16 protein-coding genes are annotated in these 20,322 nt (G+C 58.8%); 9 read left to right on the top strand and 7 right to left on the bottom strand.

Going from position 1 to position 20,322, the window contains the following annotated elements; translation table 11 throughout:
• From U9R25_19175 to U9R25_19160, 4 genes are all read left to right on the top strand, one after another.
• Positions 1–311: DNA recombination/repair protein RecA (locus U9R25_19175; GenBank protein MEA3338017.1), on the top strand; the 311-nt coding region annotated here is incomplete at its 5' end.
• 782 nt (positions 312–1,093) lie between these two features.
• A complete protein-coding gene (locus tag U9R25_19170; protein MEA3338016.1) occupies positions 1,094–1,729 on the top strand; it encodes a RecX family transcriptional regulator in 636 nt (211 codons plus the stop codon).
• A gap of 189 nt (positions 1,730–1,918) precedes the next feature.
• Positions 1,919–3,469 (top strand): ribonuclease Y, encoded by a 1,551-nt coding sequence (rny, locus tag U9R25_19165; GenBank protein ID MEA3338015.1) that lies wholly within the window; start codon positions 1,919–1,921, stop codon positions 3,467–3,469.
• Between the two features lie 218 nt (positions 3,470–3,687).
• Positions 3,688–4,047 carry a stage V sporulation protein S gene (locus U9R25_19160; protein ID MEA3338014.1) on the top strand — a complete coding sequence of 120 codons (360 nt, stop codon included), beginning with the start codon at positions 3,688–3,690 and terminating at the stop codon, positions 4,045–4,047.
• Between the two features lie 121 nt (positions 4,048–4,168).
• On the opposite strand, the gene U9R25_19155 is transcribed toward U9R25_19160, so the two are convergent.
• Positions 4,169–5,014 carry a stage 0 sporulation family protein gene (locus U9R25_19155; protein ID MEA3338013.1) on the bottom strand — a complete coding sequence of 282 codons (846 nt, stop codon included), beginning with the start codon at positions 5,012–5,014 and terminating at the stop codon, positions 4,169–4,171.
• A gap of 8 nt (positions 5,015–5,022) precedes the next feature.
• The gene (gene holB / locus U9R25_19150) at positions 5,023–6,093 is read right to left on the bottom strand and encodes a DNA polymerase III subunit delta' (GenBank protein ID MEA3338012.1); all 1,071 of its coding nucleotides are present in this window, start codon (positions 6,091–6,093) and stop codon (positions 5,023–5,025) included.
• A gap of 158 nt (positions 6,094–6,251) precedes the next feature.
• Here holB and trxA point away from each other — a divergent pair, with 158 nt between their 5' ends.
• Positions 6,252–6,578, top strand: a complete 327-nt coding sequence (trxA, locus tag U9R25_19145; protein MEA3338011.1) for a thioredoxin — start codon at positions 6,252–6,254, stop codon at positions 6,576–6,578.
• 142 nt (positions 6,579–6,720) lie between these two features.
• Positions 6,721–8,091: a TrpB-like pyridoxal phosphate-dependent enzyme gene (locus U9R25_19140; GenBank protein MEA3338010.1), complete on the top strand. Its 1,371-nt coding sequence runs from the start codon at positions 6,721–6,723 to the stop codon at positions 8,089–8,091.
• 450 nt (positions 8,092–8,541) lie between these two features.
• Here U9R25_19140 and U9R25_19135 read toward each other — a convergent pair whose 3' ends face one another.
• Both U9R25_19135 and U9R25_19130 read right to left on the bottom strand, forming a co-directional pair.
• Positions 8,542–9,747 (bottom strand): tetratricopeptide repeat protein, encoded by a 1,206-nt coding sequence (locus tag U9R25_19135; protein MEA3338009.1) that lies wholly within the window; start codon positions 9,745–9,747, stop codon positions 8,542–8,544.
• On the bottom strand, positions 9,738–11,249 hold the full coding sequence (locus U9R25_19130) for an NB-ARC domain-containing protein (protein MEA3338008.1): 1,512 nt from the start codon (positions 11,247–11,249) through the stop codon (positions 9,738–9,740). The genes U9R25_19135 and U9R25_19130 overlap by 10 nt, the downstream gene beginning before the upstream one ends.
• A gap of 362 nt (positions 11,250–11,611) precedes the next feature.
• Between U9R25_19130 and U9R25_19125 the strand changes: the two genes are divergently transcribed.
• Both U9R25_19125 and U9R25_19120 read left to right on the top strand, forming a co-directional pair.
• Positions 11,612–12,040, top strand: a complete 429-nt coding sequence (locus U9R25_19125) for a DJ-1/PfpI family protein (protein MEA3338007.1) — start codon at positions 11,612–11,614, stop codon at positions 12,038–12,040.
• A 218-nt stretch (positions 12,041–12,258) separates the two neighbouring features.
• Positions 12,259–12,420 carry a hypothetical protein gene (locus tag U9R25_19120; GenBank protein ID MEA3338006.1) on the top strand — a complete coding sequence of 54 codons (162 nt, stop codon included), beginning with the start codon at positions 12,259–12,261 and terminating at the stop codon, positions 12,418–12,420.
• Between the two features lie 8 nt (positions 12,421–12,428).
• Here U9R25_19120 and murJ read toward each other — a convergent pair whose 3' ends face one another.
• The 3 genes from murJ to U9R25_19105 form a co-directional block, all read right to left on the bottom strand.
• Entirely contained in the window at positions 12,429–14,033 is a 1,605-nt protein-coding gene (gene murJ / locus U9R25_19115; GenBank protein MEA3338005.1) for a murein biosynthesis integral membrane protein MurJ, read from the bottom strand.
• 125 nt (positions 14,034–14,158) lie between these two features.
• Positions 14,159–15,634, bottom strand: coding sequence for a C39 family peptidase (locus U9R25_19110; GenBank protein ID MEA3338004.1), 1,476 nt, complete (start codon positions 15,632–15,634; stop codon positions 14,159–14,161).
• Between the two features lie 23 nt (positions 15,635–15,657).
• The gene (locus tag U9R25_19105) at positions 15,658–18,558 is read right to left on the bottom strand and encodes a DUF2961 domain-containing protein (GenBank protein MEA3338003.1); all 2,901 of its coding nucleotides are present in this window, start codon (positions 18,556–18,558) and stop codon (positions 15,658–15,660) included.
• 101 nt (positions 18,559–18,659) lie between these two features.
• On the opposite strand from U9R25_19105, the gene U9R25_19100 reads away from it, so the two are divergent.
• On the top strand, positions 18,660–20,303 hold the full coding sequence (locus U9R25_19100) for a glycosyltransferase family 39 protein (GenBank protein ID MEA3338002.1): 1,644 nt from the start codon (positions 18,660–18,662) through the stop codon (positions 20,301–20,303).
• The last annotated feature ends 19 nt before the right edge of the window (positions 20,304–20,322 follow it).

Genomic DNA, 20,322 nt, shown 5'->3' with positions numbered 1-20,322 from the left:
CCGTCATCGGCAACCGCACCCGCGTCACCGTCAAAAAGAACAAGGTTGCCCCTCCCTTCCGCCAGGCGGAGTTCGACATCATGTACAACGAGGGCATCAGCAAGACCGGTGACCTGCTTGACCTGGCCGTCCAATACGACATCATCACCAAGAGAGGTTCCTTCTACTCCTACGGCGATACCCGCCTCGGACAGGGCCGCGAAAATGCCAAGACCTTCCTGAGGGACGATGCTGAGTTATTTGAAACCCTTGACAGCCAGATCAGAGAGGCCGTCGGCCTGCCAGAGCGTCCCACAGCTGTGGACGCCTGACTGGCACAACTATATGAAGCCAGAACATATCAAAGTTCCTGTGATTTCGCTGTAACTTGATGGGCATCAACAGGAATGATTCATTTCCGTGGGCGGGCAGCAACACTTTATCCGCTGAAACCGCACACACCCAGGCGTTGGCTGAGACCAGCTGTCTCAAGTCAACCAGATGGGTCACCAGACCCGAATCCAGGTAGCGATAGCCTAACCTGGCAAGCAGAAGAAAACCGGCACCCGAATTTTCGTTTCTTTCGATGTACTCGGATGCCTTCGACGATACAAGCTGTATCTCTCCCTTGCAAAATCGAGGCACCTGATCGTGCCTGTGAATGCGGAGTTGAAAGCGGCGACATCCCCATCAGTTTCTTGAGGGATGTAACGGTATCGGCGGCTTGCCCTATCGTATGGAACAATCCAGAGAACGGAAGGCTGGCAATTGACTCGCCTCCCAGAAATCAGTCGCCCCGTAGTAGCTAATGACGAGGACTGCTGAATGTATCGACGCCAGGGAAACATAAGGGCGTCCGCGCCCATCCCTGGCGATAGAGTCTAGATTCGCGCGCTGGTTGGCGCACCCTGCTACCGGACAGACCGGTGCCTTCCTTGCCAGAATTCCGTTCTGGGTGAGCAAATACTCACCCGCTTGGTGCTTTGTATGGCACCGCGTCAACTGGATAGAGTCGGCCAGCGATCTGCTGGTCAACACGACCACACCTGGATTCTTCGGCTGTGACCCTCGAAGGTCGCAGTTTTTTGATTCAGAAAGTACTGGTCGGAGAAATATGGCCGGCATCATCACTGCCCTGCGCTTCCAAAAACGTGACGCCAACCGCGTAAATATTTACCTGGATGACCAATTTGCCTTCGGGTTGTCGGCTCTGGCGGCCGCTTCCCTGAAACGTGGTCTCTATTTGAGCGATGATGAGATCGCTCAACTGCAAGCAGAGGATGAGCGACAGAAGGCCTATCAGAGATCACTGCGCTTTCTTGCATACAGGCCGCGCACGATTGCTGAGGTACGAAAAAACCTGCGAAAACATGACGTGAGCGATTCCGCGATTGAATCGGTCATAGAGCGCTTGCTGGAAGCAGGATACCTGAACGATATGGAATTCGCTCGCTTCTGGGTCAACGATCGTGAGCGATTCCGCCCAAAGGGACCGTTGGCGCTGCGTGCAGAGCTGCGCCAAAAGGGAGTCGCTAACGATATCATCGACCAGGTGATCGAGTCGATCGACATGACAGATGGCGCTTACCGGGCTGGTCTGGCAAGGGCCCAGAGGCTGGTAAACGTCGACCAACAGGATTTCCGCAAGAAGTTGGCGAGCCACCTGCTTCGCAGAGGTTTCACCCACGACGTGGTCTGGCCCACAGTCGAGCGGCTCTGCCAGGAACGCCACCAACCGCCGGACGATTAGGACACAGAACCCGGGCTGACCAATGGCCCAAATCAGATTCGACTCATCCTGACGTGAAGAAACATGACCCGATTCGTTATCTGAAGCTTGCTTGTTGCGCCTGACGGAGAACGATCGTGGATGGGTCAGACAAACTGAGATTTTGAAATCATGGGGGTGCGCGGAAGACTGCACCCCACTGGAGCAAACATGGATCTGCAATCAACCGGTATGCCGGTGCTGGGGCTCCTGCTCGGCCTGATTATTGGCGGGCTGGGCGGTTATTTCCTCCACCGGTACATCACAGAGGCAAAGATCTCATCGGCCAACGAACGGGCCGACGAAATCATTCAGGCAGCTGAACGCACTGCCCAACAGATGCAACAGGAAATCAAACTGGAGCAGAAGGCAGAACAGGTTCGGTTGCGCGAGGAGTTCGAGCTGGAGACTGAACGCCGTCGACGAGACATCCAGCGGCAGGAAGACAGAATCCAGCGCCGGCAAGACGTGCTGGATAAACGCTTTGAGGAGTTGGAAAACCGCGATCGCAACCTACAGAAACGCCAAAGCAGCCTGGATAAACGGGCTGACGAGTTGAACCAACTGGAAGCGGAGCGCCATCAGGAATTGGAACGTATTTCCGGTCTTACCCGGGAAGAAGCCAAAAAGATATTGCTCGATTCGGTACGCGACGAGACGCGCCGGGATATGGCGCGCGTGATCCGCGAGGTTGAGGCCCAGGCCCACGAGGAAGCAGAAAAACGGGCACGCAAGATCGTCAGCGTGGCCATCCAGCGTCTGGCATCAGACCAGGTTGCAGAGACGACCGTATCCTCCGTCCCCCTTCCCAGCGACGAAATGAAGGGCCGCATTATCGGCCGGCAAGGTCGCAACATCCGGGCAATTGAACACGCAACAGGCGTGGATCTGATTGTCGACGATACCCCCGAGGCTGTGATTATTTCGAGCTTCGATCCGATACGACGGGAAGTGGCCCGCATGGCATTATCCAAACTGGTTAGCGATGGCCGCATCCATCCCGCTCGCATCGAGAAAGAGGTGCAAAAGGCTCGGGAAGAGGTAGATCAGCGGATATGGGAAGCTGGTGAACAGGCGGCCTACGAAACCGGGCTACAGGGCCTTCATCCAGAGATACTCAAGCTGATTGGCCGCCTGAAATATCGCACGAGTTTTGGTCAAAGCCAGTACCATCATGCGATCGAGTCCGCCCACCTGGCAGGGATACTGGCAGCCGAACTGGGTGCCAATGTGCGACTTGCCAAAATGGGTGGCCTCCTGCATGACCTGGGCAAGGCCGTCACCCACGAGGTGGAGGGACCTCATGCCCTGATAGGCGCTGACCTGGCTCGCCGCTATGGGGTGCCACCCCTGGTTGTCAATGCCATTGCCAGTCACCATCACGAGGTCGAGCCAGAAAGTCTCGAGGCTGTCCTTGTCGAGGCAGCCGATGCAGTATCAGGGGCCCGCCCGGGCGCCCGTCGAGAGGCCCTGGAAACGTACTTGCGCCGCGTAACTGCTCTGGAGGACGTAGCCAACTCCTTTGACGGGGTTGAACAGAGCTTTGCCATACAAGCTGGTCGCGAGATTCGTATCGTGGTAAGGCCCAATGTCGTGGATGACCTGGGGGCAGTGGCACTGTCGCGGGAAGTTGCCAAGAAGGTTGAAGACAACCTGGAATACCCTGGACAGATCAAGGTGACAGTTATCCGGGAAACACGCTCTGTGGATTACGCCAAGTAGACAATTCTGGCTTTCACATCTAAACCGATAGATCAATGGGACCGAAGCGCCGGGAACTATCCCGGCGTTTCGGTCTTCTGTTTGCCGGGCTCGCCATCGACGACCTTGCCTTTCCTTTTTACCCAATCTTCAACCTGAGGCGTTTTGGGCGTAACTTCCGACGGAATATAGCGTCTTGGATTGATGAAGAATACCGCCACACAACATGGAGAATTGGAATGGACGTCAACGTACACACAAGCACCACCCACGGCTTGCATAGCAGCAATTCACACCCCGTCACACCGCCGTTGAATCCACCGGGCGAAAAACGACCTCTGGAGCTCATCAAGGTATCCGCCAATTCCCGATCGACAGCCGTTGCCGGTGCAATAGCCGGTGTCATTCGCGAGCACAGACATGCGTATGTGCAGGCGATCGGCGCGAGCGCTGTCAACCAGGCGGTCAAGGCCATTGCCATCGCCAGTGGATATCTGGAACTTGACGGTATCGTTATCACCTGCCTGCCTGCCTTTGCAGAGGTAATGATAGACGGCAACGAACGCACCGCAGTGCGGATTTCCGTCGACGCCCAGTAGAAAACACCAGCCCCCTGGATTGTCCCAGCCGACAGTCAAGGGAATCCCTTCAGAAAAAACGCGTGGCAGATCTCGATGATGAGTTCTGTCCTCGCGTTTCGATTTCCATACACTGTTTTGTCTATTTTTCACATCCCCCACAACCGCTCCCGCTTTGCGCGGAGCGCTGAAATCCCTCGATATCATCAATTGAAAAATCATGAAGCTTATCATCTTCCAGCTTGACGGTTAGCGCCTCGCGCAACGCGTGGACTTTTCGAACCCGTCCTTTGCCCTCCGGTGTCATCACAACGGCGCCCACCTTGGGCAGGCGTCTGCGCGCTTCCCTGTAGGTATCAATTTCGTAGGCGAGACAGCAGAGCAAACGACCACAAACACCCGATATCTCCGCTGGATTGAGAGGCAAATTCTGTTGTTTCGCCATCTTGATCGAGACAGGAGTGAAGTCACGCAGCCAGGAAGCACAACAGAGTTGACGACCACATTTGCCTATTCCATCCAACACCTTTGCCTCATCGCGAACACCGATCTGTTTCATCTCGATGCGGGTGTTCAGCGTACGGGCAAGATCCCGGACCAACGCCCGGAAGTCTACCCGGCCTTCGGCGGTAAACGAGACAATCAGGCGGGTGCCGTCGAAGCTATACTCGGCGCCGACGACCTCGATGGACATATTGTGCTCAATGGCCTTGGCGCGGCAAATCCCGCGAACCTCCCGCTGGGTGCTCCGGTACTGATCCCGCTCCACCAGATCGACGACCGTTGCCCTTCTGAGAACCGATTTCAGGCCCCCGCTCACCTCCCGAGCAGGAAGATCTCGTGCTTCCCAGGCAACTCTGCCAACCTCATAGCCCATTGATGTCTCCACCACCACATAGTCGCCAGCTTGCAATCCCTCGACGTCGCCGGGAGAAAAATGGTATATCCTTGTGACTGGTCTAAAACTCACGCCAACAACGGTAGGCATGAATCCTCCTAATCGATAAGGCCGCCTTGTTCCGGTTCTGGCATGTGCAAGACAAGATTCTCCAGAAGAAGGCGAGCGTTGACATTTCGGTTGAGTTGACCAGGCGCCGCCTGCAGGCGAGCCAGGAAGTGCCTGACCTGACTGGTATCAAATTGGTGTACCTGCTCGCCCAAACGGGCCTCCAGGTCAATGTTGCTGATTTGATCTGAACATCCCGTCTGCATGAGCAGGAGATCGCGCCACCAGCTGGCCCAAAGATCGAGAGTAGGTTGAACCCGACCGGGCGTGCGAGCCAGGTTGGCAGCAAATTTCAGACGTTCAGTGGGACCCTTGCCGGTCAACTCAAACGACTCATCCAGGATGTCCACACGTTCTTGCCAGGCTGTTTCATCTTCAAGTCGCTCCACAGCCCATCCCAGGCGCCCCCGGGACAGGCGGGCGAGCAACGCGGCCTCTTCCTCAGATACCTGCCAGTCGTTTATCAAAGCCTGTCGGACAATTTCAATTGCCAATGGCCGCAACTGGACGGTCTGACAACGTGATATGATGGTTGACAACAAGGCATCTGGACGCGCGCTGGTCAAAATCAGCATGACACGATCGGGCGGTTCTTCCAGGGTCTTCAACAACGCGTTAGCGGCGGGCAAATTGGCGTGTTCGATCTCGCGCAATACGAAAATCTTCAGGGGCGCTTCCAGGGGCGCCAGAGCTGCTTCCCGCCGAAGCAGACGAATCTGGTCGATCCTGAGAACACCCTCCCTCTCCCGGCCAGTCACCGTTGCTTCGACCACCTGCACATCGGGATGGTTGCCATGCGCAACCCTTACACATGCCCGGCATTCCCCACACGGGCGGTTCTCCGCCTGACAGAACAGGGCAGAGACCAGTGCCAGTGCCAGGGTCCTCTTTCCAACCTGGCGCGGTCCAGTCAACAGCAATGCATGGGGCAATCGATCTGCATCCAGGCTACGCCGCAACAGATCGACAGCCCATTCATGGCCTGTCACCGGCCATCCCTTTGCGTTGCTCGTGTCTTCCCTGGTAATCACAAACTCATTGTACCACAAATGCACCACCATGCCAACGATTTTTCACAACTCTGTCAGCCCCCCTCTTGACAAAGTACCCTGCCCAGACTATCATACCAGGGATGATCGAGCCGCTGCCTTTGTCCTCTCCTGGACGTGGACGGCACCGATCGTCGCAACAGTTTTTCGCGGCTACGGAGGATAATACGATGGCAAAGCCGGTTGTAGTTTCAGATGCTAGTTTCGAAGAAGAGGTTCTGCAGGCTTCAGTGCCGACCTTAAACGATTTCTGGGCTGTCTGGTGCAGCCCCTGTAAGATGATTGCGCCGATCCTTGAGGATCTGGCCGACGAATACGAAGACGAGTTAAAAATCACCAAGCTGGACGTGGATCACAATCCATCCACTGCCATGGCCTATGGCGTGATGAGCATTCCCACCTTGATCCTCTTCAAGGATGGTCAGCCGGTCGAACGAATCGTCGGCTACATGCCCAAGGAGCGGTTGCTGGAAAAGATCGAGCCTTACTTCTCCTGAGAGACTCCCGATTCGATTGCCAGAAACAGGAATCCTGGATCAGACCATGCCAGCTTTATCGCCTGTCCAGCTCACCTGTTTGAACGCGCGTAAACCGAAAACCGCCCATTAACGAATTCCCCAATCAAGGAGTCCAGAACCCATGTCCCAGACCAAGTTCATTCTACCCGAGAATGAGATTCCAACCCACTGGTATAACCTCAATGCAGACCTGCCGTCAGCCGGTATCGAGTTGCCTCCGGTATTACATCCTGGCACGCAGCAACCCATCGCTCCCGCAGACCTGGCACCACTGTTCCCGATGGCGCTGATCATGCAAGAGGTCAGCACTGAACGCTACATCGAGATTCCCGATGAGGTGCGTGAAATCTACAAGCTCTGGCGCCCATCGCCACTCTATCGGGCGCATCGCTGGGAAAAGGCTCTGGACACACCGGCCCGCATCTATTATAAAAACGAAGGTGTGAGTCCACCTGGTAGCCACAAGCCCAATACCGCCGTGGCTCAAGCCTATTTCAACCGGGAAGAGGGTGTCAAGCGCATCGCCACCGAAACGGGTGCGGGACAGTGGGGAAGCGCCCTCTCCTTTGCCTGCAACATGTTTGGTATTGAGTGCAAGGTTTACATGGTGAAGGTAAGCTTCGAGCAGAAGCCCTACCGGCGTATCCTGATGGAAACCTGGGGCGCAACAGTGGTCCCCAGCCCCAGTACCCAGACCCAGGCCGGTCGCATGATCCTGGAAAGGGATCCCGATACCACCGGCAGCCTGGGCATCGCCATCAGCGAGGCGGTTGAAGAGGCGGCCACCCGGGAGGATACCAAATACAGCCTGGGCAGCGTGCTCAACCATGTCATGCTGCACCAGACGGTGATCGGCCAGGAGACCATTAAGCAACTGGAGTTGGCCGGCGAGGATTGGCCCGATGTCATCATCGGCTGCGTGGGCGGCGGCAGTAATTTCGCCGGTTTCGCCTTCCCATTTGTCAAGGAAAACATCACCGGCGGCAAGAACAGCCGGATCGTTGCCGTGGAGCCAGCCGCTTCGCCAAGCATCACCCGCGGGCCCTACGCCTATGACTTTGGCGACACCGCCATGTTGACCCCGTTGGTCAAGATGTACACCCTGGGCCACAACTTCATACCTGCGCCCATCCACGCAGGTGGGTTGCGCTATCACGGTATGTCCGCCCAGGTAAGTGCTCTGGCCCAGGCTGGCCTGATCGAGGCCCGGTCTCTGCAGCAGAATGCCTGCTTTGAAGCCGCGGTTAGCTTTGCCCATACCGAGGGCATCCTGCCTGCACCCGAGACCAGCCACGCCGTGCGCGCTGCCATGGATGAAGCCCTGGCGGCCAAGGAATCTGGCGAGGCCAGGACCATCGTCTTTAATTTCTCTGGCCATGGCCACTTTGACCTGGCTGCCTACGACGCCTACCTGAACGATCAGCTCATTGATTACGATTATCCCGAGGAGATGATCGAGGCAGCGTTGGCGGAATTGCCAGAGATCGGCTGACAGGGACGCGGTGATGCAGGGTCACAACGTAAAAATATCAAAATGTCGCATGCCGTCATATCTCCGCGTCCTGGGTCCTCGCGTCCCTGCCTAGCTACCTAGCTCACGCATCGCCTGCTGGCGTTCGTGGGAGTGGCGTAGGAATAAGCGGGAGTGACGGATACACAGTCCAGTGGCTGGCGCAATTCGTGAATTCGTGACCCCATTCGTGGACGTCATCTCCGCGTCTCTGCATCCCCGCGTCCCCACATCCCCGCGTCCTTCGTACCCTTCGCGCTTCGCGTCCTTCGTGAACCTTCGCGCCTTCGTGGTCCAAACCATCCCCGCGTCCCCACATCCCCGCGTCCTTCGTACCCTTCGCGCTTCGCGTCCTTACCTCACGGTACGCCTGCTGGCGCGTGAGACTTCGCGCCTTCGTGGTCCAAACCGTCCCCGCATCCCCGCATCCCCCTAGCGCCGCGCCTCCCTAGCCCGGCCAATCCCCTCCAGGTAGACATTCATTCTCGCTTCCATCTTCGCCCGGCGCTCGACGTTGTCCATGCCGGGCAGCTGTCGGAGAATCGCTTCGAAGACGCCCTGCGCATCCCCAAAGCACTCCAGAGCCAGATAGGTCTCCCCCAGTCCCTCCATGGCGTTCAGATGGTTGAACAGGCCGGGCAACTGCCCGAACAACGCCACACTGCGCTGGCAGACAGGCAGCGCCTCGCCAAATCTCCCCATCTCGCGATAGGCCTTGCCCATGTTGTTGTAGATCATCGCCTGGTTCAACGTGTCCTGAGCCTGCCGAAAGATGGGCTCGGCCTCCCCATAACACGCCAGGGCACTGGCGGGCTGGCCCCGATCGATGTAAACATTGCCCAGATTGATCAGGGCCGATCCCCGGTGAATAGGGTCGCCAATCCTCTCGAAGAGCCCGATCGCCCGCAATAGGTGATTCTCCGCCAACTCAAGCTCGCCCTGGTACCACCGCACCAATCCCAGATTGCTATGACACCAGGCCTGGTAGCGTTGGGCATCGGCCCGTTCAAAGAGCCGCAACGCCACCTCGAAATTCTCTACAGCCTCGGGCCATCGCCGCTCATCCAGGGCGATCAAGCCCAGCACCAGATAGCTGTAACCCAGCTCCGCATCGGCATCCTGCAGAACCTCCAATGCTGCTGCCACCAGACGCCCGGCTTCCTCCTGCTTCCCCTGCCGCCTGGCCAGCGACGCCTGCCGGTTCCAGACCCGGGCGCGTGCACGCGCATCCCCTGAAACACGGAAACAGCGCTCGCTCAGGCCGAATTGTTCAGCCGCACCATCGTAGTCGGTCAGAAACTGGCAAAGCACGCCCTTCTGCAGGCGAAGTTCCCCCTCGGTGCGCCGGTCTCCCCGCCTCTGGCTGGTCTGGATACCCTCGTCCAGCAGCGCCATCCACTCGGAGCGAAAGCCGGCCTGTTCCATCTTGGGCGCCAGCGTCATCAGCAGACGACTGGTGTCATCCCAGGCAGTGGGCAGTTCCAGAGCAAAGGTCAACGTGTGCAACGCCAGATCGCGATCGTCGTCAAATGGCAACGCCGTGCCCGATCCCTCCAGTTGCTCCAGGGCAGCCTGAACCGTGCGCTGTATGTAAGTCTGAAATAAGGCAGGCGCGTCGAGGTCGGGGCCTACTGCCATTTCGCCACTTGCTCCTGCAAAAAGCCATGGGTCAGGGGATGGATCGTGTAACGGCTCTGGTGCAAGTCACCGCGGCGATCCACCAGATTCAGGTTGACCAGGCTTTCCAGGGCATCCACCATTTGCGCCCGATCGAGGCCACTGATGCGCACCAGAAAATCGAGATCCTGTCCCTTGGGCGGCACCAGGGGCATGACCAATAAGGCCCGTTGGGCATTTTCGTCCAGGTTGTTCCACGCCTGCCAGTAGATGTAGGTGTAAAGCTGGTCCACCGTCTGGCCACGGGCCTCACCCAGAGACTGAAGAATGGTAGGCAGATCGTGGACCAGGGTCTGTCCCACCACCAGGCGCAGCACCAGGGGGTTGCCGCCAGTGCTGGCATAAATGGCGTTCAGGTCGCCGTCACTGGCCGCTGCCAGGTGGACGGCATTGCGCAGTTGAGCCTCGTAGCGGAGGAGAGCGCGCGCATCGTCCTGGCTGAGGGGAGGTACGTTCAGACGGAAGATATTGGGCATATCCTGCAAGCCGGTTCGCGAGGTCAGCAACACCTTGGAGGGATTGGCCAGAGATGCCAGGGAGGGCAACAAGGTCTCCAGATCGACCACCGTCTCCAGGTTGTCGATCACCAGCAGGTGCGGGCGCTCATCCAGGTGTTGTTGCAGGATCGGCAGCACTCGATCGATGTCGAAGGGAACGGGCAACAAGGCCATGTCGCCGATGACCTGCTCGGCCAGCCGCTCCACCAGCGCCTCGGCCGACAGCACAGGATCGACCACTGTTTCAATATGGCCGCTCAGCCGAAAGACCTGCTTGCGGGCGGTCGTCCAGACGATGCCGTCAAAATCACCCTCTGCCAACACCCGGCGTGCCAGGGCATCGGCCAGGCTCGTCTTGCCAATGCCGCCGATTCCCTCCAGCAGAATGAGCCAGGGTTGAGCTGAACGACGAACCAGGCTCTGCAGTTCGTCCAGGTGAGCGTCGACCCCAAACAAGCGGTCGTAGGAGGGTAGACCAAGGCGCGCCGTTGCTTCGCGGGCCATGCTCTCAAGCAGTTCGCTCTCTTGCCTGTCGATGATCTTGGCAAGCCGGTCAATGGCCCGTCGCTGGATATTGAAACAGGAGGCCTGGGCACGATTGGAACGATTGGCGACCTGCTGCATGCTCATGCCTTCCAGATAATGCAACTGCAGTATCCGGGCTCCTTGCGGGGCTTCCATCTCGAGCCGTTCAAGAGCCTCAAACAGCACCTGGTTGGCAGCCTGAGTCTGAGAAACGCCCGATTCCCGGCTTCGCTTCCTGACAAGTTGCAGGTGTTTCAGGGCATGTTCGGAAGAACCCTTTCCCCACTGCGACAGAGTCTTTTTTACCTGCTCGCGAAGGCTGTCCAATGATTGGTCTTGCATGGCAGTGATCCTTGTCTCAGCCATCCCCACCAGATCGGGTTCGCCAAGGGCGATGGAATCCGGGAAAACAGGGGGCGAAAGTGCAAAGTAGGATACCACAAAACGTCCAGGATGCAAGAGAACATGGCGCAATTCTCAATTCGGCATTTTTGACCCACCCCCTAGCCCCGCGCGCGCCAAGCACTTTGCCACGGCATGTCATGCAGGAATGACGCGCAGCCTATTGCACTGTCTCCAGGACACGAGGGCGCAGGCGAGCCAGGCAATTGCAGCGCCGATCCTCTGATCGCGTAGCAAAGGCTTTTGCAGTGTTCGAAAGACTTGGACAGAGTCTGTGTAGACAATCGATAGTCCAATAGAGTCCAGGTAGTGTATGCTGTAACCAGAGAAGTGTTGGTGTGAGAATGACATGGGTGGTGGCGGGAACCTGACGATGTGGCAGTCACGAACGGGAGTCGTAAATGATGATATTCGTACTCTGGGGAACCCAGTTCGACGAGGTGCCAGTCACCGTTTTCGTCAGTGTTCTGCGAGAGGCCGGACTAAAGGTCAAGATCGTCGGTCTGCATGGACAGCACATCACCGGCACCCATGGCCTGGCCATCGAGCCGGACATGCGCCTTGGTGAGGCCCTGGCGGCTGCACCCGAAACAGAATGCCTTGTCATTCCGGCCGGTCTGCGCATGTTGAATCAATTCAGGCACGATCCACGGCTTGCCCAGCTTCTCAAGCAGGTATGCACCAGCGACGCGAAAATTGTAGCGGGTCCTGGTGGCGACTCCGGTGCCCGTGACCGAAGAATGCTTCAAGCAGGTGATGTGGAGTTTTTCCCGCCAGAAGAGGGAATCTTCGAATTTGCCCGCCATCTGGCCAGCACCCTGCAATCCTGATACGACTTCCAGACCCTGGCCTCAGGCAACAAGGTTCGCCAGACAATTGCCCAGGCCTTCGAGTGGGATAAGCTGCCTTCTGGGGGGAGAGCAGCTTATCCCACCGGAGGGACACAACCCCATAGTCAGCCGGGTTTTCCGAGACAGTCACGTGAGCCGCGTCTGCGGCGGGATCCCCTGGTTCGTTAAACCTCCAGTCATTCAACGGAGGAACGACCATGACTCTCTCCCTCGCCCGCAATCTTCGGCGCTGGGTAACAGCTCTCTTTCTGGTTGGAGTTGCCACCCTCTCCTTCCCAATGGCAGATGCCGTTTCAAATCTGCAGGGTGACCAGCCGATTCACCTGCAGAACGAGTGCAACGGCTCCTCCTGCGGCTAAGTCCGGCCTTACCAGTCGCTTTCCATTCCCAACAGCGCTCTCGGTAGCTCGCGCAGGATTCGCACGTCCAGAAGCAACCCTGCCACCAGGTAGGTCAGAAAGCCAATACCACCGGCGATGACCACGGTCGGCAGGGCGTCCAGACCTGCGCTCTCCGCTGCGGCCAGAACCGCCAACAGCGCCAATGCCATAATGCCACTGGCCAGAAGAACCCGCGCCAACGAGCACAGGGTAGCCATCCCCTGGATGCCATCCCAGCGCCGGCGCAGTATCCACACCAGCGTCAGCACTTCGGCAGTGATGGCCAGTGAATTGGCCAGAGCCAGGCCACCCGCGCCCATGGGCACCATCAGGGCAATTGCCAGTAACAGATAGACAACAGCGAATACCACGGCAACAATCAGCGGCGTGATAGTATCCCTCTCTGCGAAATACGCCCTGGCCACAAGCTCAAGGCATACGTGGCCAACCAGGCCCAGGGCGAAGAGCCGCAGGGTGGTGTAGACCGCTTCCGTCGCCTGGGTATCGAAAGCGCCTCGTTGATAGAGCAGGGCCAGGAGCGGCCGGCCCAAGAGGATCAAGCCCACAGCCGCGGGCACACTGAAAGCAATCACCGCTCGCAGGGTTTCACCCAGGGTGTCACGCAGCCCGTCGCGATCGTTACGTGCCGCCAGTTCCGCCATGGTCGGGAATGCCACCAATCCGAACGCCGTGCCAATGACCGTCTCGGGCAACTGCATAGCGTCCCACCCCCATTCAAGAGCACTGACGCTGCCCTCACCCAGCCGGGAAGCTAGATTAGTCGCCGCCAGCAGCGTGGCGTGAAACACGGCCAGATCGAGCACGCGCGGCCCCATCAGCACCAGCACCCGGCGCACTGGCTCCGCGTGGACACCCCGCAGATCCAGCACCGGCCACCAGTGGAATCCATAATAGATCAATCCAGGTACCTTGATGAGCAGGTTCAGCAACGAGCCGATCACAGCGCCAATTGCCAGGCCCTTGATACCCATGGTTGGCGCCAGAAAGATGGCACCCACCACGATACCCAGTGGATAGACCACCGGCGCCAAGGCGGGCAACAGGAAGTGTTTGAAGCCGTGCAACACGCTGCCCTGAACGGCACTTATGCCAAAGATGACCGTCGAGATCAGCACGATGCGCATCACATCGACCGTTTCAGCCTGTTGGGCTGCGCTAAATCCAGGAGCGATCAATGTCTCTACCAACCATGGCGCAGCGACCGCGGCCAGGATTGCAAGGGTCGACACTACGATCATCACCAGATTGGTGATGGCGCTGGCGAGACGCCAGGCTCCCTTTCGATCCCCCGCCGAAAGGAAGTTGGCAAAAATCGGGATGAATGCCGTTGCCAGGGCACCCCCCGCCACGATGGTGAAAAGCAGGTCGGGCAGCTTGAAGGCCGCGAAATAGGCGTCCAGGTCTGCACCGATGCCAAACTGCTGAGCAATGACAACGTTTCGCACCAGGCCCACCACGGCTGCCAACCCAAAAGATGCAGCGACGATGAGGGTGTTGCGGCTGATGTGGGTCAGTCGCTGCGAGTTTTGGCGACGTGTCTCGCCAGCGGCAGTAGCCGATTCGTTGGTCATGGTGTCGGGTGGTTGGAAGGATGTGAACAGAAAACCAGGCGCACACTCAGGCAGCGATGTCGCCGCGTCCTCGTGTCACCAGGTCGCTGCGTCGGCGTCAAAAAGCACTGCGAAATAAGCGGCACTCAGTCGGTGGTTCCCAATTCCGCCAGGGCCTCAACCGCCCCAACGAAGTTTGGGTTGTAACCGATGGCCTGTTCTAAAGCCGCTCGGGCCGCTTGCAGGTCACCCGTCGCCTGGTACGCCTTGCCCTTCCAAAAATGAATCTCCTCGATGTTGTCGACCGTGGCGATAGTTGCATCTGCCAGAGCAATGACCTCGGCGAATCGCCCCGTCTCAAAATAGGCCTCGAAGGGCCCGAACTGGTACCAAAGCATTCGCCAGGGCAAACCAATCACCCGGGCCCGGTCGAAGGCACTGGCAGCCTCGTCGTACCGGCCCAGCGAGACCAGGCTGCTGCCCAGATTGAACCAGGCGTAGGCATCGTCCGGCTGTCTCTCGACCTCAGCCTGGGCGGTTGCCCTCGACCGCGTCCACATCGTTCCGGCATCAACCTCATCACGCAGGATTTCCAGCACAGCCGGCGCTCGCGCGTCATCGAAGATTGCCAGATAGGTCCGGTTGAATACCCGCCACAGCGCTTCCGTCTCATCGTAACTCAACCGGATGCCCGCATAGGGCTTTTCGGGATCGACTCCCTCGCTGACGTAACTGTCATAAACGATCCACTGCCGCCGCGAGTCGTCGAAGCCTGTTAGCAGACGATAGTGGCCCATGCCATCGTTTGGCTCAGGCTCCAGCCAGGTTTCGATCAACACGGGAACGCCGGCGTCCAGCAGCCGGCGCAAAACGGCCGGATTGCCATTGACCTGAACCAACGCCCGCAATCCCAGCGCCCGCGAGAATTCCGCCATCTCCCGGGGACTGACATTCTTGTCGTCGTCGTCCGGCTTGAGAACGGCCGCTGTCTCCTCCTGGCTCAAGGTGCTGCCGAAGTAGCTCAGATTCATCGCCAGGGTTGCAGGGCCACAGTTGTTCCAGGTCTGCCAATAATGAGACAAACCTTCCAACGCAAGCGCCACGGGCAAGCCTGCAGCGGTCGGGCTGGCAGAAGGCGCCATCGGAGTCGCTATCAGTGTCGGTGTTGGCTCATCGGGAACTGAATCAGCGAGATCGGCGTCCGGTGTCTGTTCCGCTGATTCCACCGCGCTGGGGGAGGATGGCGATAGCACAAGCGTTTCCAGCGGGGTTGAAGCAGCAGCCGTTGGCGATGGACCATTGGTCTCAGCAGCAGCGCGCGTCGGCGTCGGCAGCGGTGTTGGCACCATTTCGGGATGGGGTTTCTGGGAGGCGAGCTCAACCTGGATGCGTTTGACCAGTCCTTCCGCGCCCCCGTAGCGAGCGCAGCCCACCAGCAGAAGAAGCAGGATGGCACCCAGCAGCAGGGTGCCGGCCGCGGTCAGCAAGAGGCGCAAAGGTGCCTGGTCGCGTGTCTTCGAAGAAGTCAGATGGTCCTCCATTAGGTTGTCGCAGCGCCCTGCTTTCCAGTCTCTCTCCAATCCGATCGTTCGCCAACCCATGCCGCGGCGCTGTCTGGCCATTCTAATCGAGAGCTACCCGAATGTCAATGACTATTGACGATAACCATGGGCAACCACATGTCATGCTCGGCCCGGTATTGGCTGAGCGCTGTCAACCGGGCCATCGTTGCACCCTGGCTGCCGGCCCACGACACTGGTTCGAAACGCACCATCACACGGCCTTTACCCGCCGTCAGTTCCGGCGGCACCAGGAAAATCGACTCCCGCCAACGCCTGCTGGTATTTCGGCCCCCGTCCACCCAGAAGCCAGCCTGCTGCCCATCGACCCAGACCCGAAGTTGTTCCTTGTTCTCACCCTGGTCGTAGCGCCGGCGCAGTAGAATCTGACGCGCTGCCGGATCCACCGCCAGCGTGACCGAAAGCACCGATCCCGCCTGCAACTGCAATCCGCCATCCGAAACCAGCGAATCGTCGTCGCCCTCAAACTGGCCGACCATCTGAAAAGGCTGCACCGGTCCAGATAGTTCAACCTGGTGATCCATCATCGAATCGGGGTCGTCCAGATCCACACTGTCCGTTCCAAGCAACGCGCTGCCTTCGGCCGCGTAGGCAAAGGTCCACGATGAATAATCACCGTTGATATCGTTGGTCGGGCCATGTTCGATGCCGCCATCGAGACGGTCTGCGAAGGAGATGAAATCGTTGAGAAACCAGCGGTATTGATCGATCCAGCCCTCCAGCCTAGTACTGTTGGCACCGTGCACCGGCCGAATAATACGGCCTCGATTGTAGTACCAACCGCCGTTGAAGACATCCTCCGTGCCCGTGCCCCGTACCTGAGGCGTTCGCGCACCGTCCACATGCCAGCGTTCATCCCCCTCGATGAAGGCTTCGTTGCCCGAGTGCACCAGGAGGTGCAGACCCACCAGTTTGCCCGCGCTCCGGGCATGGATCAGCCCGTGGTCGGTGCTCGTTTCAGTTGGCCGGGAAAGATACTCCGCTGACCGGAAATAGCCAGTGTGGCGTCCTGGTGAAGGATAGACCGTATGGTCGTAGGCAATCTCAGCATGCATGGCATGAACAGGTATGTGACTGGTATTCACCAATTCAATCTTCAGCCTATGGGCGTAGGGCATGGGCCAATAGGAGTAGAGGATATGCCTCTCTGGCTGTATGCCAGCCATCAGCGACTCGATGTTCGTCTCACCAACGGCTGAGCCAAAGAAGGCACCAACCGGGATATCCACATCCGCTGTCTCATGGTCGTCCGCGGTGATTCGCAATCGCAGCCCTGCCAGCAGCGCCTGGCTGTCCGGCCTGGATACAACGATCGCCGGATAGGTGTTGACCTGTAATCCAAAGCCTGTCTGCCCCGCGATGCTGTAGCCATGTTCCTGCTCCGACAGAACATCGCCCACATCCAGTTCGTCGGCAGTCCGCCAATGGCCCAGATCGAGTTGCTCCAGCCAGTAGCGGGCCTCCTCCCAGGGATGGCCGGTCGACTCGCTGACCAGCCGCAGGTCGATGGGCATGCCTGCCAGAACCACGTCCGACGGCAGGTAAAAACTGTCGTCGCACCAGCGGTTGCGATCGTTGCCCTCCTGGCGCATCCACTGGCCCAGTTCCGCCCCGCCAGCGAAGACCGTTGCAGTCTGGGGCGCGAAACGGCAACCGCGTCGCATTCGCAGCCGCGTCGGCGTATCGGAAAAAAGCGGTCTGAGATGAAAGCGAGACTCCCCTGCCAGATGGGCCCGGACTGTGTCCTCCAGGGGCGGGTCGCTGTAAATGGTTGTCTGAAGCTGGGGAAGTTGCAGCCGCAGACTCTGCAGCGCCCCCGGACCTTGCAGGTCAACGAGCATCACAGTAGCGCCCGATGCAAGGTTCGCATCGATCTGCTCTGTTTCATTGCCTCGCGTGGGCTTGGGATCCAGGCCGGTGCGTCGCCACAGGTGCTGCGCGAGCGTATAATCCTCGTTGCCAGTGAAGGTCTCGATGTTCCCCCGCTCAGCGAACAACTGATAGGTGATCTGATAGTGCGCGTGGGGTCCTGCGAATCGTACCTTGACCCCATCCCGAAATGGCATGGGAACATAGGAGATCAGTCCCCCCGATGAACGGTCGGCATTCAAGACGAAAGGCTCGACGAAGGGCGGCACCTCGCCCGACATCAAGTCCACCACAGGCAGATCAATGGTCGGCTCCGTGGCGCCGCCGAAAAACACCTGCAGGCGGGTATTGACAAAGGACGGGTCGTTGGATTCGGCAAACCAGATGCGGTTGATCTGGCCAGGACCCTTTGCCTCCAGCACGACCTCTGCTGCCCCCTCCCGGTAGAAGTAGGTCTCCAGACCCGGTTCTTCGCTTCCCCCATCCGCGTTGCCTTCGCTTCGATCAAATGAAGACACCTGGAAGGTTTGCACCGATGGGACCAGCAGAGGAAGTTGCCCAATCCGTGCCAGGCCCTCGAATCCCGCAGGCGGGTCTGGATAGGCCACCATCGGTTCGTGCAGGTTATAGAAATCGGCATCGGCGAATCGGGCTGGAGGTTGCACCGTGTCACTGTTGTCGCCGAAGTTGACCCAGGCGCTGGCGCCTCCTGACCCCACAACCCGTGCCCGCCAGTGATAGCCGCTTTGTCGCAACCGATCGCGATTCCAAACCTCGAGCCACTGGGCGGTTCCGCCAGCCGGCACAGGGTCGCCGACGAGATTGGCCTGGTTGAAAGCCTCGCCGGTGGGCCGCAGTTCGACTTCAGCCCGAAGAAGATCACCGGGCGAACTCAGGACCTGGAAACGAAAACCAATCTCCGGCTCACCCAGCAGATCTGCCAGCGGGAGATCACCGAACCGATCCAGCTGGGTTAAGCGGGTGGGTGCCGGTGGGGACTGCGTCAGGAAAACAGGCCGCGCCGGACCAGGCATGCCAGCACCCGGGGCCGGCATGGAATGGACCGCCATCAGCGTCACAAGGATAAAGGCAAGCATTCCGTTCATTCCACTAAAATAGCAGCAGCCTCACCTCGTGTCAAACCACCCCTGAACCAAGCTTTTTTCCCCTTCCACCCATCTGCGGTACAATGGGTCCCATGTCTCGCCAAACTGCCGGGGCAGGTCGGATGGCTGCGACCTGGATCTGGCTGATCCTGATCATTCTCATTTACCTGGGTATTGCGGGCCTGTATGCATGGCAGATCCCGGCCTGGCAGGCCCCCGATGAGCCAGCCCATTACAACTACATCAAAGAGCTGGCGACATCCGGTCAGTTTCCTGTGTTGCGCGACGGCGACTACGATGAAGCCTATCTGGAAGCGCTGAAAAGTCAACGTTTCCCACTTGAGCTCTCCATTGACCCGGTGCGCTACGAGAGCCATCAACTTCCCCTCTACTATCTGTTACAGGCTGTCACCTTCCGCCTTGCCAGTGGAGCCCTGTTGCCGCTGCGTTTTATGTCAATTCTATTGGGCGCCCTCTTTGTCTTGCTCATCTTCGGCATCGCTCGCCTGATCTTTCCCGATCGTCCGGCCATTCAGCTCGGAGGCGCTGCCTTTGTGGCCTACTTGCCCATGCATGTGGCCATGGCCGCTTCCATAAACAACGATGCGTTGGCCGAGGTGGTGCTGGCAGCCGTGCTGTTCGCTTCGATACGTTACGTCAAAATCGGTCTTGTCGACCCTGCCAGCCTGAATTGGCTTGACGCCCTGTTACTCGGTTTGCTGCTGGGTTTTGCGCTGATCACCAAGGTGAGCGCCTATGTAGCTGTCCCGGTCGCCCTGGCAGCGCCGCTGATCGTCTGGGTTGAACAGGGCCGTCCGACAACCGGTCGTCCAGGCAGAACTGCTGGCAGTGCGGCAACCGCGCCGGCCACTGCCTGCCCCGCCTTCTTCTCCCGGCAGGGACCGATAACCTTCGCAGCGGTAGCGGCGGTGGCGGCGTTGCTCATGGCGTTGCCCTGGTATGCCCGCAACGCCCGTGAATATGGCCAGATGGATTTCCTGGCCCGCCGCACCCACGACGCGGTCGTCAAAGGCCAGCTTCGCACCGCCACCCTGCTGGCAGAGTCGGGTCTGGGTCCGGCGCTGGAACGGTTCGCTGTCTGGAGCCACGACAGCTTCTGGGGTGTATTTGGATGGATGGGTGTCTGGATGGACAGCCGGATCTATACCCTGCTACTGGCCTTCACGCTGGCCGTTTTAACTGGATGTTTGGCGTTGTTGGTTGGTCGAAGAGTCAACGACGGATCGCAATCACGCAATCGCGCGACGCTACAGTCCAACGATACCGCCCAGATCCGTTTCCAGAAATGGGCCCTCGGTTTGCTGGCACTTTCTGCCCTGCTGACCGTCGCAATCTATGCGGCCTATAACATGATATTTGTACAGCCCCAGGGGCGTTATCTATTTCCTGCCCTGCCCGCCATCGCACTGGCAGTTGCCCTGGGCTGGTGTGCCATATTGCGTCCAGTGTCCGCGCGCTGGATGGCAATCGTCTACATCGTAGCGGCCCTGGCCGCGGTGATGTGGGGATTGCTCGGCGCGGGCATCAACAAATGGTCGCTGGCTATCTTCGCTGCCTCAAGTCTCTTCTTTTTCGCCTGGAGCGCCCTGATTCCCCGCTGGAGCGAGCCCACTCAACTCCGAATGATGAGGTTTGCCTACGCCCTGCCCTTCGCCGGGCTGGCGCTGCTGGATCTGGTCGCTCTTTATGCCTTTGTTTTGCCGCAACTGACATGACGGATTGAACCTTGTCTCC

It is taken from the genome of Chloroflexota bacterium, assembly GCA_034717495.1.
Taxonomy (GTDB): domain Bacteria; phylum Chloroflexota; class Anaerolineae; order JAAEKA01; family JAAEKA01; genus JAYELL01.
Note: the sequence above shows the minus strand (reverse complement) of the source record. Positions and strands in the feature narration are given on the sequence as shown.